Raw genomic sequence first — 12,908 nt, 5'->3', positions numbered from 1 at the left:
AATTAGTCTTACTTTTGCTACAGCTACACGGCCAATAAAAAATCCCCCTCCAAAAGGAGAAGGGATCAAAAGATATTTAGGTTGACTAAATAATGGTGAAGTTCTTTATCTTAACTTAAACATATGAGAGGAATACATATGAAATGGCAGGAATTTTCCGGGATGGGTTAGAGTCTCAAAAAGTAAAAGGCTGCTGGATGACAGCAGCCCTTTTACTCATTATGATTTATAATTTTACAATGATTCTTCCTCGTGCTTGTCCCTTTAAGATCGTAGGAAGTGTTTCAGGCAATTGTTCAAGTGAAATTTCTTTTTGAATATGATCTGAAAGAGGAGCCGGTTTTAAGTCGGTTGCCATCCGACTCCAAAGCTCTTTTCGGATTTCCATCGGGCAATAAACAGAATCGATTCCAAGCAAACTGACGCCGCGAAGAATAAATGGAAACACAGTCGCCGGTACGTTTGATCCGCCTGTTAATCCACTTACGGCGACAGATCCGCCGTATTGTATTTTACTTAATATAGAAGCAAGCTGTTCTCCTCCTACCGGATCAATGGCAGCAGCCCACAGCTGCTTATCCAACGGTTTCATTTTTCCGCTATACACATCTTCCCGAGAAAGGATCTCTTTAGCACCAAGCTTATGTAAAAAATCATGCTCTGAAGCTTTTCCGGTGCTTGCAGCGACATTGTAGCCTCGTTTTGCAAGCATCGAAACAGCTAAACTTCCGACTCCACCGGTAGCTCCTGTGACAAGAACCTTGCCTTTATCAGGGGATAATCCATTTTCTTCTAACCTATGAATGGAGAGGGCTGCTGTAAATCCGGCCGTTCCCAATACCATTGCTTCTTTCAATGTCAAGCCTTTCGGCAAAGGTACAATCCAATCTCCGGGAATGCGGGCATATTCACTATAGCTGCCGTAATGGGAAACACCGATTTCATAACTCGTTGCAATAACTTCATCGCCCTCGCGGAAGCGTGGATCTTGAGAAGACACGACTACTCCCGCCAGATCAATACCGGGGACAAAAGGATAAGATTTTACAATTTTTCCATTAGGAATACTTGCTAAACCATCTTTGTAATTGATGCCTGAATATGCAACTTTGATTAAAACATCGGCATCCGGCAAGTCATTTAAAGAAATCGTTTTAATGTTAACCGAAAAATCATCTTCAGTCTTATTTACCATCAATGCTTTAAATGATTCAGTCATGCAAATAACTCCTTTTCTTTCTTAACAGAATTCGAAAGCATACACTTTGAAAACGGAACATGTAATACGCTTTCAAACACATTTTACTACATTTTCAAAAATACTGCTTGAACGGGGTCTGGCCCCCGATGAGAGCAGTTTATTGGTGATTGTGTTTTAATCGTGATATGATTCACATTATCAACAACCATTAAGGGAGATGTTCATATGGTTAATGAGGTCATTTTGAATAATATTACGTTTAAAGTAACTGACTATAAAGAGGAAATTGTAAAAAATAAAAATATGGGTAATGATTTAAGAAAAGTAAGTTTTGACTTTAAAGTCAAAGGTGGAAATGAATACCACGAAGTTACAAAATTTTTATATGAAAATACATTCGATGTAAAAATTCCTGAAAAAAAATTAGAATTTAGAGGAACCATTAATAAGTATTTTACCTCCCGAGGAGATTTTTCAGATGAAAATTCTGTTGCAGACTTTAGATTAGAGTTAATTGAGGTTGACACAGAAAAGTAGAAGCCTTTGTCCCAAAAAAAGTCACTCGCCAAATAGGAGTGACTTTTTTTTAATTACAGACTGCTTAACGTAATTTCACCAAATGATGACAAAATTCACCATATTGAGGCAAGATTTTTTATTTTTTGCTGAAATCATGGAATAATAATGAAGAAAAAATTTGAACAGGAGAAGTATGCCATGAAGTGTAAAATTAATCGAAACGCAGCAAAAGTTTTATTTTAAAACAGATGTTGAGCAGTGAAGAAGCGGAAGGGAAAATGATTCGTGTATACGTAACAGTAAACCACGGGGATCACGCTCATTACGATATAAAACTTGATACCCCTACTGAACACGATGAAATCGTGAAAACAGACAAAGACATTGATATTCTGTTAGATAAACGGGAAGATTTTTTAGATGGCGTTTGGATTCAATATTTTTATGTGCCTGAAGAAGGATTTGTCATCATCAATCCATCAAAAGAAAGTCACGTCCACAGCCATTAAGAAAAGCTTTCTTAAGTATTTAAGACAAAAAGCGGGCCAGACCCGCGCCACGTTAACGCGTTAATGCATTGAGGGTGTTCGTGAAATAGAGCGAAATCCTTTTCTATCAAGGGTTTCGCTCTTTTCTTTTTCATTTAAATTGTGAAAATTATTGGTAAGAATTATGAATTAATTGTGAATTCAATTGTCTTGATCGAAAAATGGGAGTATATTTTATAGTAGAGAAAGATAGTGAAAGACTTCACAAAGTTTGCTATCTTTCTTACATATACGGGCTCAATTAATTTCGCTAAAATTTTTTTATCACATTTTGTGAAAATGTTCACAAAACAATTGGAGGGGAAAGCTACTATGTTGGAAAAACTATTTGAACCTATAAAGATTAGGGAGTTGGAAGTAAAAAACAGGCTGGTAGTGCCTGCAATGGTTATGAACTATTGCAATACTGACGGAACAGCTACAGAAAGGTATATAGCGTACCATGAAGCAAGAGCTGAAGGCGGCTGGGGATTAATTATTACTGAAGCTACTGCAATAGATGAGCATGGTAAAGGATTCCATAATATGGCGGGACTTTGGTCTGACGATCAAATCGAAAGTCATGCAAAGCTGGCAGAAAGAGTACATCAACACGGAGGGAAGATCGCTGTTCAACTTTATCATGCCGGCAGACAAACCGGAAGCCAGATAACAGGAGTGCAGCCAATAGCGCCTTCTCCAATAAAAGATCCTACAATCGATGAAATTCCGCATGAGTTGACGAAAGCAGAAATTAAGGAATTAATTGAAAAGTATGGAGATGCAGCGTTAAGAGCGAAAAAAGCAGGGTATGATGCGGCAGAAATCCATGGAGGCCACGGTTATTTAATCAATCAGTTTTTATCGCCGTTTTCCAATAAAAGAACAGATGAATACGGCGGAACAATCATGAATAGAACGCGTTTTGCAGTAGAAATTGTTGAAAATGTACGAAAAAAGGTTGGAAATGATTTTCCGATCTTATTCAGAATATCGATGGAAGAATTCGTTGAGGGCGGCCTTACAATCGAAGATACAAAAGTGATCGCAAGAATTCTCGAACAAGCAGGAGTTGATGCGATAAATTGTTCCGCCGGTGTATATAAGACCATGCAGTATGTGATTCAACCGGCTGCTGTACCTCATGCGTTTATGGTCGACCTTGCTGCAGAAATTAAGAAGGTCGTAACGATTCCGGTTATAGCAGTTGGAAGAATTAATGATCCGTTTATTGCTGAATCAGTACTTTTATCAGAAAAAGCAGATTTGATAGCCATGGGTAGAGCATCTTTAGCCGATCCTGATTTTCCGAATAAAGTAAAAGAAGGAAAGCTTGATGAAATCATTCAATGCATAGGCTGTGTGCAAGGCTGCATCGGAAGACTTATTAAAGGGTTGGATGTAAAATGTTTAGTAAATCCTTTAACAGGAAAAGAAAATGAATTTACGGTAAAACCGGCAAATGAAAAGAAAAAGGTATTTGTGGCAGGAGGCGGCATCGCTGGAATGCAATCAGCGATCATTGCTGCTAGACGAGGCCATGAAGTCCATTTGTATGAAAAAGATGACAATTTAGGCGGACAGTGGTTATTAGCAGCCGTTCCACCAAACAAAGCGGAGTTAAATACATTTACGATCTGGCAAAAAAATCAGCTGGATAAATGGGGAGTACATTTCCATCTGAAATCAGAATTAAATGAAAACATTGTAGAAAATGAAAAACCTGATGCTGTCATTATTGCTACAGGCGCGAAACCGTTTGTACCAAATATCCCCGGAGTTCATTTACCAGAAGTGGTGATTGCTCAGGACGTACTGTCAGGCAAAAAGGATGTAGGCCAGTCAGTCGTTGTTGTAGGAGGCGGATTGGTTGGTGCAGAGACAGCAGCGCATCTGGCAAATCACGGAAAGAAAGTTGTTATTATTGAAATGCTAAATGAAATCGTAAAAGACGGTGAACCGTCAGTTAAGCATTTCCTATTTAAAGATTTACAAGAACATAATGTAGAAATAATTACATCTGCCAAAGTGAAAGAAATTAAACAAGGTTCAATTACAATTGAAAAAGATAATGACTTGAGAGAAATTGGCAATATTGACAGCGTTGTGATTGCTGTAGGATCAAAATCCGAAAATGCACTGAAAGAAAAACTCCAAGGTAAGGTAGATAACATCATTACCGTAGGCGACGCCATAAAAGTTAGAAAAGCAATTGAAGCTGTGGAAGAGGGTTACGAAGCAGGATTGGCAGTATAAAGCATCAAAACGTGAAGTTGGGCTAACTCATAAAGGTCTGACTTCCTCCGATAAAGATATTGTTTGGAGGGGTCTGATCCTTTACTTATGAGTCGGCCCCTTTTTAATTTTTCCCTAATTGTTTTTAAAGTTCTTTTTCTTTTTTACAAGTTAAAAATTGTGAAAGAGTGTGAGGAAAGATTGTCATGATTTAAATACAGGTTACGGAGGGATATAGTGAAAAATTTCACAAACTCAAAACCGTTTTTCTATAGTTGACAGATTTCTTTAAAGTAATAATATTTTTAATTTTTTTGAACTATCTCAAAATAACAAAAACGTAGATATTTATAGAAAATAGTGGAAACTTGGGAAGGAACAATATATAATAATTGTTGTTATAGTTATAAAACTTTTCATTATGAAAAATATGAAAAGTATATTTTTATTAAACTTAATATTTTATAAAAATAATAATTTCAAAGGGTGGGAGAAAGAACATGAAAGCAGCTTTATGGCACAATGCAAAAGATATTCGCGTCGAAAATATCGCGGAGCCTGCAGTCGGAAAAGACGAAGTAAAAATTAAAGTCGCTTATTGTGGAATTTGCGGTTCGGATTTACATGAATATCTTGCAGGACCAATTTTTATTCCGGTAAACGAACCTCATCCGCTATCTAAAGATAAAGCACCTATTGTAATGGGTCATGAATTTGCCGGTGAGGTTGTAGAAGTTGGTGAAGCTGTTACCGACGTGAAAGTAGGAGATCGGGTAACTGTGGAACCTATTTATAGCTGCGGTAAATGTGCTGCTTGTCAAAAAGGTCATTATAACGTATGTGAACATTTAGGATTTGTTGGGTTATCCGGTGGTTACGGCGGATTTGCTGAATACAGCGTTGTACCATCTAAAATGGTTCATAAAATCCCGGATCATATGACTTTTGAACAAGCTGCTTTGGTGGAGCCAACAGCTGTTGCGGTTCATGCTGTTCGTCAAAGCGGATTACAAATTGGAGATTCTGCAGCTGTATTTGGGACAGGTCCTATCGGATTATTGGTGATTCAAGCAGCTAAAGCTGCAGGAGCAAGTAAAATAATTGCAGTTGAAGTTTCTCCGGAACGTCAAGAAATCGCAAAACGTGTCGGTGCAAACGTTGTGGTCAATCCAATAGAAGTTGATGCTGTTCAAACGATAAAAGAACATACAAATGGCCTTGGTGTTGATGTGGCATTTGAGGTGGCCGGAATTGAACCCACTATTAATGCGGCTGTTCAATCTACTCGTTCAGAAGGCAACGTGGTAAACGTAAGTATATGGGAAAAACCAGCTAACATTCATTTGAATAACTTTATCTTAACTGAACGCAGGATGACTAGCATCATTGGTTATCGAAATATTTTCCCACAAGTTATTCAACTAATCGCAAACGGCCAAATCCAAGCATCAGAATTAGTCACAAAGCGAATAGGATTAAATGATATTGTCTTTGAAGGATTTGAAGCATTAACACAAAGCAAGAGCCAAATTAAAATCTTGGTAAATCCGTCTCTCTTAAAAGTTTTTTGAAGATCACTTTTTAGAAGTAAGCCATAGTATAACAAAAGTTGAACTGCAATAAGTGAAACAAATGATTAGTTTCTGTCAACCCCGAGTTTTTGTCGAACGGGGGCGACAGAAACTTTTCTTTTTATGCTCATGTATTAAGAGGATAATAAAGATTATAATATGAATGGTCAATAAAGTCCGTTTTTGTCATGAAAAAAAGACAAAAAATCCGGAAAGGAAGAAATATAAAGCAATTTTTTGTCATAATGGAAGAAAAGACTTAAAATTTTTTTGAGGAGGTACAAAATGAAAGCTGTTACATTTCTAGGACCAAGAAAAATAGAAGTAATGGAAAAACCTAAGCCGATAATTGAAAAAGAGACGGATGTCATTATAAGAGTTACAAAAACAACTATTTGCGGTACGGATTTACATATTCTTGCAGGACATGTTCCCACTGTAGAAGAAGGTCGAATATTAGGCCATGAAGGTGTAGGGGTTGTTGAAGAAGTCGGTTCAGGTGTAAAAAATTTCAAGAAAGGCGACAGAGTGTTGATTTCTTGTATTACCTCCTGTGGAAAATGCGAAAATTGCAAACAAGGGTTGTATGCTCATTGTGAAGATGGGGGTTGGATATTAGGCCACCTAATTGATGGAACCCAAACAGAGTATGTAAGAATTCCATACGCCGATAACAGTCTTTACCATATTCCGGAAGGTGTAGATGAAGAGGCTCTTGTGATGCTTAGCGATATTCTTCCAACAGGCTTTGAAATTGGCGTGTTAAACGGAAAGGTTCAACCAGGGCAGACAGTAGCAATTGTAGGTGCCGGTCCCGTAGGAATGGCAGCACTATTAACTGCTCAATTTTATTCACCTGCAGAGTTAATAATGGTTGATTTGGACGATAACCGATTAGAAGTTGCGAAAAAATTTGGTGCAACGCAAGTGGTCAACAGCGGCGACGGCAATGCTGTTGAAAAAATTATGGAATTAACCGGTGGAAAAGGAGTAGACGTTGCGATAGAAGCAGTCGGACTTCCTGTAACTTTTGATATTTGCCAAGAAATTTTAAAACCGGGCGGCCGTATAGCCAATGTAGGTGTCCATGGGCAAAGTGTTGATCTTCATATTGAAAAATTATGGACATTAAACATTACATTGACAACCGGGCTTGTCAGCACAACTTCTACACCTATGTTATTAAAAACCGTTCAGGCAAAAAAATTGCATCCGGAACAATTAATTACTCACCGCTTTCCTTTTTCAGATATAATAAAGGCTTATGATGTATTTCGTAATGCAGCAAAAGAAAAAGCAATAAAAGTCATTATTTCCAATGATTGATTAAGTTTTTAATAAATCGATCCGGCCTTGACCTTTAAAACCTGTTTCATAAAATGATTCAGGTTTTTTTTATGAAAAATATCTTGTTCGTTCATCATGAATTTAGACTTTTAACCATATTAATGTAGAAAAAGAGGCTGTCTCAAAAGCCTAAGGGTCAGACCCCATAACACAATATATAGGATATAATGTTGGATAAATATGCTATATATTGATAATGCACATGGGGTCAGACCCTTATGAGACAGCCCCTTTTCAACTATAAAGACAGTACACATACATCGTGTCTTGATTTCAATATCAAGGGGGCATTGACATGGTGAAAAAAAACCATTCACTACAATCTTTGAAGAATCAGGATGAAAGATTTATCTGGCACTCCATGAAGCCTTATAATCCGGATAAAACTATTGTAGTTACAAAGGCAGAAGGATCCTGGATCACGACAAGCGACGGGAAAAAGTATTTAGATGCGATGGCAGGGCTTTGGTGCGTAAATGTCGGCTACGGCAGAAAAGAACTCGCCGATGCTGCCTATGAACAAATGATGGAAATGGCATACTATCCGCTTACCCAAAGTCATGTTCCAGCAATTCAGCTAGCAGAAAAACTGAATGATCTATTAGAAGACGAATATGTAATATTCTTTTCCAACAGCGGCTCTGAAGCAAATGAAGCAGCATTTAAAATAGCCCGTCAATACCATCAGCAAAAGGGAGATCATAATCGCTATAAAATTGTTGCGAGATACCGCGCCTACCACGGTAATTCGATAGGAGCTCTTGCTGCAACCGGGCAGGCCCAGCGAAAATACAAATATGAACCGCTGGCATTTGGATTTGTCCATGTAGCTCCACCTGACAGTTACCGGGATGAGACAAATGTCAGCGATCCAAGCCAGTTGTCCGCTGTCAAGGAAATTGACCGAGTGATGACATGGGAATTGAGCGAAACGATTGCAGCGATGATTATGGAACCGATTATAACGGGAGGAGGAATTCTTGTTCCGCCGGAAGGCTATATGAAAGCGGCAAAAGAGGTTTGTGAGAAACATGGAGCTCTCTTGATTGTTGACGAAGTAATTTGCGGTTTCGGCCGTACAGGAAAGCCGTTCGGTTTTATGAATTATGGTGTAAAACCTGATATCATCACAATGGCGAAAGGAATAACAAGTGCCTATTTGCCGCTTTCGGCAACTGCTGTGAAAAAAGAAATTTACGATGCCTTCAAGGGTGAAGACGAATATGAATTTTTCCGCCATGTGAACACGTTTGGGGGCAGCCCAGCCGCATGCGCTCTTGCCATCAAAAACATTCAAATATTGGAAGAGGAAAAGTTGTTTGATCGATCCGGGGATATGGGTGAAAAGGTTTTAACCGAGCTGCAAAATTTACTCCGGGATCATCCTTATGTCGGTGACGTACGCGGAAAAGGGCTATTAATCGGGATCGAACTTGTAAAAGATAAACAAACGAAAGAACCACTGAATACGAGCAAAGTAGATGAAGTAATTGCTCTTTGTAAACAGGAAGGCCTGTTAATTGGCAAAAATGGAATGACTGTTGCAGGATATAACAATGTCCTGACACTTTCCCCTCCATTAAATATTCCGGAAACTGACTTAGATTTTCTTATAAAAGTTCTTACTGCTTCGCTTGAAAAAATCAAGTAAATCGTACCCGCAGATGCATTCGCATTTCGCGGGTTATTTATATTCCCAAGTATGTAAACAATTTATTGAATATATTAACCATTTTTCATGGTATAACGACCAGTTTTTATGATTTATCCACAATAATATTATTGGAAAATGAATTTTCTTCACATAATTGATTTTGTTCTTCGAATAATAGTAGTGTATTCAAAAATTTTATTTTCAATACATGATCCAAAATAACCGATTTTGGAAGGGGTGTCTCCTGTGCTCACAAATAAGCAACTATCTGCCTTCCGTCAATTGCTGCAGGAACAGAAGCAAGATTTAAAGCGGTACCGGGAAAATGATCATTTTGGTTTAACCAGAGGGCATGATCACGAATCAATGGGAGAGCTGTCAAGCTACGATAATCATCCAGCAGACGATGGTACGGAATTATTTGAAAGAGAAAAAGACATAGCTTTAAATGAACATTACAAACTTGAACTAAAAAACATAGAAAAAGCATTAAATGCAATTGATAAAGGGACATATGGAAAATGCGAAGTTTGCGGAAAAGACATTCCGGTTGAGCGGCTGGAAGCTTTGCCGACAACAACATTTTGTAAAGAACATAGTCCTGAACAGGTTGTATCTCGTCAAAGGCCGATTGAGGAAGGAGTTTTAATGCCTCCGTTTGGTAAATTTGATTTGGATGAGCAAGATGAGTCAGTTGCTTATGATGCTGAGGATTCATGGCAGGAAGTAGCAGAGTGGGGAACGTCTGAAACTCCGTCAGACTATATTGAACCGGCGGATCATTATAACGATGTAAACATTGAATCATATGAAAATATTGGATATGTCGAGGATTATGAAAATTTTATCGGTACCGATATGGAAGGAAAAAACATCATCGTTTATCCTAATCCCCAACATAAAAGGTACGAAGAAGAATTAGATGAAGAAGGAATTATGACGTCGTTCGGGGACTTGCCGGCATATGAACATGACCCTTATGTTGAAAAAATAACGAAAAATAAGAAACAAAGCCGCAATTGAGATCAACTGATCCATTGCGGCTTTTTTAACACTTTAAAGCGATGAGGGCCAGACCCGCACTGCGTTAACGCTTTAAAGTAACAGGGGCCAGACCCGCACTGCGTTAACGCTTTAAAGCAACAGGGGCCAGACCCGCACTACGTTAACGCTTTAAAGTAACAGGGGCCAGACCCGCACTGCGTTAACGCTTTAAAGCAACAAGGGCCAGCCCCCCAACATTTTAAAAAATCAGTGTTTTGACCGGAAATATTTCATGACTGCATGCATATTGTATACATGAAAATATAAGAAACATGTTGATTATTTTTAAAAAAGTACGGGTATAAGCATCCGCAGGAAGAAGCAGTACCCAATCGCTGCAATTGCTTGCGCATGTGCTTGTACTTGGAACGCTTGTCCTTGATGGATCTTCCGTTGAAGAACAAGGATTTTCCAAGTATCTAGTGGATGAAACGAACATAAAGAAAGAAGGGAAAAGGAGCGAATGTCGGATGCTTGAGGCGGCAGAAACCGCCCCGTATCCGAAGCACATTCCTTCCCGCCCTATTGAGGATTGGGCCTCCTTCGCTGACTAGATGAAATAAAGTAGAAATGGGGGATTAAGATGACCAGGACGGAAAAATTTCATCAACAGCCGAAATCATTTTTTTGGAAAAGAATATATCTGTATGTCATTTTCAGTGCTGCGATCGTCACCGCCCTTTACTTTTTTTCACAAAGCCTGATTAAAGTTGAAGCCCCGAAAAAAGATTACGGCCGGAAAGTGATCATCCAGCTTCCGAACGGAAATGAAGTGTTAACATATGAGAATTTGATTGTAAAAGAAGATGGGAAAATGTTTTATAAAGGCGAAAACAACAAAATAGACTTAACAGGCGGAAACATTGTGTATGAGGATTGGAAATAGAATAAGAGAAAGATAGCCTTCATAATTATCTTTATTTATATAAGAAGCAATGTCTGGGATTCAGACATGCTCTTTTTTTGAAAAAAAGTTATTTTTGCCTATACAAAAAAGAAAAATAGGCATTTTATCACCTGTTTTAACCTATCTGTAATATATATTTAATAGTTCTTAATCCCTTGAACCTAAAACGGTGATATAGTATTCTTTGAAACTACCAAAACTGGGCCATCACATGCCGGAATCTAACTCGGAAACAATAAGTTGATCCATTGCCGCTCTTCAACAGGAGTAACCATAAGCGATATGAATTCATCATATTGGAAACTGCGTTATATCGTGGGAAAACAGCATTTTAAGAGAAAGAAGGCCACCGTTAACGAAGCCTTCTTTTTATAAGCTATTTTCTACTTATTAGTTCTTTAACTCCCGTGTACAGAAGGGCAAAAGAGAACACGATCATAGCAACAACACCTACGAAATCAAAAAATGGTGTCAGTCCTGAGAGAAAAGATGTTGCAGGAAGATTTAATAATGTGTAACCTGCTAAAACGCTGGCTAAATATATCCAAACAATTCCATTCATTTTGTGATCCCTCCTTTTACAGCAGTATATGTTTATAAAAGAGAGGAGGTCTGGGTAATAGCCTACATTAATGTAAGGGTTTTCAATTATTTTTTTGGTTGTAAGATAAGGAAAAATATGTTAGATTAGATTCAATTAACTGATAATTAATACTATACGTAAACCAGATTCAGTATGCAGGGAGAACGGTTAAAATCATGAATGTTTTAAGCTACATCATATTAGGGCTTTCACTTTCTATACCCGTTGGACCTATTAATATAGAAATGATAAAGCGGGGTATAAAGAACGGATTTTGGCACTCTTGGGCTGTTGGTCTAGGTGGAATGTCAGCTGACGTCGTGTTAATGTTATTAATTTACTTCGGAATATCTAATTATTTGACTACGCCAATCGCCCAGTCAATCATGTGGATTTTTGGATTCCTCATTTTAGTCTTTTTAGGATTCGAAAGCATAAGAGATGCATTTAAAGAAGTTACTATATCTGATGAAGTACAAAAAGAAAGCAAATCTAAATCATTTTTATCGGGATTTTTAATCGCCATTTCCAATCCGCTTAATATTATTTTTTGGATCGGAATTTATGGTTCTGTTCTTACAACTACTTTAAATACTGTACATCAAGGACAAGCTTTGCTTTTTAGCAGTGCTATTTTTATAGGAATTGCTCTTTGGGATTTATCTGTTGCATCTACAATCCATTTCGGGAGAAAATTTGCAAGTCAGCGGTTCTTAAAATGGTTATCTGTCATTGCTGGATTCGTATTAATCGGATTTGGTATAAGCTTTGGTTATCGAGCATACAAAAGCTTGCTAATTATATTCTAATAGAGTGCTTTCAAAGATCCAGGATCAATAGCTCTTACAACGAATTTACGAGGAGGAATGAAATGGGTACGTGCAATATTGACCATAGCCATGAAGATGTTAGAAAAAAATATGAAGCTCAAGCTGAATTCCTTCCGGGGGGAATTAATGATTTATTCGAAACATTTTTCAAAAAAGAACAAACCCAAGAAATTCTGAACGAAGTGTTCCATTTGCTGAAAAAATACGACTTAGCAGATGAAAAGGAAAAAGCGGAACGCAACCGCAGGCTGGAATTCATTATAAAAAACGTTTGAATACTCCTTACCATAGGGAAGAATTGCGAGGCTGTCTCATAAGGGTCTGACCCTTAGGCTTTGAGACTGCCTCGATTTTTTTAAAAATAAAGCAATTTAGCATATTTTAACGCTTTAAAGCATCGCGGGCCTGGCCCTCAGTACTTTAAAGTGTTAAAGCAACAGGATACTTGTTCCCCACTAAGGTTACCATCTATAGAATTGTAATTTAAGAA

At 37.9% G+C, this 12,908-nt stretch carries 11 protein-coding genes and 1 pseudogene; 10 read left to right on the top strand and 2 right to left on the bottom strand.

All coding sequences use genetic code 11. The annotated features are described in order from the left end of the window. Positions 1 to 226: 226 nt before the first annotated feature. Positions 227 to 1,219 (bottom strand): NADPH:quinone oxidoreductase family protein, encoded by a 993-nt coding sequence (locus PB1_RS00375; protein WP_003350045.1) that lies wholly within the window; start codon positions 1,217 to 1,219, stop codon positions 227 to 229. 207 nt (positions 1,220 to 1,426) lie between these two features. Here PB1_RS00375 and PB1_RS00370 point away from each other — a divergent pair, with 207 nt between their 5' ends. From PB1_RS00370 to PB1_RS00330, 8 genes and pseudogenes are all read left to right on the top strand, one after another. Next, positions 1,427 to 1,738 carry a DUF3219 family protein gene (locus tag PB1_RS00370; RefSeq protein WP_003350044.1) on the top strand — a complete coding sequence of 104 codons (312 nt, stop codon included), beginning with the start codon at positions 1,427 to 1,429 and terminating at the stop codon, positions 1,736 to 1,738. Between the two features lie 180 nt (positions 1,739 to 1,918). Next, positions 1,919 to 2,229 (top strand): annotated as a pseudogene (locus tag PB1_RS00365) (iron-sulfur cluster assembly accessory protein). Between the two features lie 351 nt (positions 2,230 to 2,580). Then, on the top strand, positions 2,581 to 4,503 hold the full coding sequence (locus PB1_RS00360) for an oxidoreductase (protein WP_003350041.1): 1,923 nt from the start codon (positions 2,581 to 2,583) through the stop codon (positions 4,501 to 4,503). A gap of 479 nt (positions 4,504 to 4,982) precedes the next feature. Further along, the gene (locus tag PB1_RS00355; RefSeq protein WP_003350039.1) at positions 4,983 to 6,053 is read left to right on the top strand and encodes a 2,3-butanediol dehydrogenase; all 1,071 of its coding nucleotides are present in this window, start codon (positions 4,983 to 4,985) and stop codon (positions 6,051 to 6,053) included. A gap of 285 nt (positions 6,054 to 6,338) precedes the next feature. Continuing rightward, positions 6,339 to 7,379 (top strand): zinc-dependent alcohol dehydrogenase family protein, encoded by a 1,041-nt coding sequence (locus tag PB1_RS00350; protein ID WP_003350036.1) that lies wholly within the window; start codon positions 6,339 to 6,341, stop codon positions 7,377 to 7,379. A 316-nt stretch (positions 7,380 to 7,695) separates the two neighbouring features. After that, positions 7,696 to 9,051, top strand: coding sequence for an aspartate aminotransferase family protein (locus tag PB1_RS00345; RefSeq protein WP_034644696.1), 1,356 nt, complete (start codon positions 7,696 to 7,698; stop codon positions 9,049 to 9,051). A gap of 249 nt (positions 9,052 to 9,300) precedes the next feature. After that, positions 9,301 to 10,077, top strand: coding sequence for a TraR/DksA C4-type zinc finger protein (locus PB1_RS00340; protein ID WP_003350034.1), 777 nt, complete (start codon positions 9,301 to 9,303; stop codon positions 10,075 to 10,077). A 604-nt stretch (positions 10,078 to 10,681) separates the two neighbouring features. Continuing rightward, the gene (locus PB1_RS00330) at positions 10,682 to 10,984 is read left to right on the top strand and encodes a hypothetical protein (RefSeq protein WP_003350032.1); all 303 of its coding nucleotides are present in this window, start codon (positions 10,682 to 10,684) and stop codon (positions 10,982 to 10,984) included. Between the two features lie 397 nt (positions 10,985 to 11,381). On the opposite strand, the gene PB1_RS00325 is transcribed toward PB1_RS00330, so the two are convergent. Further along, positions 11,382 to 11,567, bottom strand: a complete 186-nt coding sequence (locus tag PB1_RS00325) for a hypothetical protein (protein ID WP_003350031.1) — start codon at positions 11,565 to 11,567, stop codon at positions 11,382 to 11,384. A gap of 197 nt (positions 11,568 to 11,764) precedes the next feature. On the opposite strand from PB1_RS00325, the gene PB1_RS00320 reads away from it, so the two are divergent. Then, positions 11,765 to 12,397 carry a LysE family translocator gene (locus tag PB1_RS00320; protein ID WP_003350030.1) on the top strand — a complete coding sequence of 211 codons (633 nt, stop codon included), beginning with the start codon at positions 11,765 to 11,767 and terminating at the stop codon, positions 12,395 to 12,397. 62 nt (positions 12,398 to 12,459) lie between these two features. Beyond that, positions 12,460 to 12,693: a hypothetical protein gene (locus PB1_RS00315; protein ID WP_003350029.1), complete on the top strand. Its 234-nt coding sequence runs from the start codon at positions 12,460 to 12,462 to the stop codon at positions 12,691 to 12,693. The last annotated feature ends 215 nt before the right edge of the window (positions 12,694 to 12,908 follow it).

The sequence above is a fragment of the Bacillus methanolicus PB1 genome (genome assembly GCF_000262755.1).
GTDB classification, from domain to species: Bacteria; Bacillota; Bacilli; order Bacillales; family Cytobacillaceae; genus Bacillus_Z; species Bacillus_Z methanolicus.
Note: the sequence above shows the minus strand (reverse complement) of the source record. Positions and strands in the feature narration are given on the sequence as shown.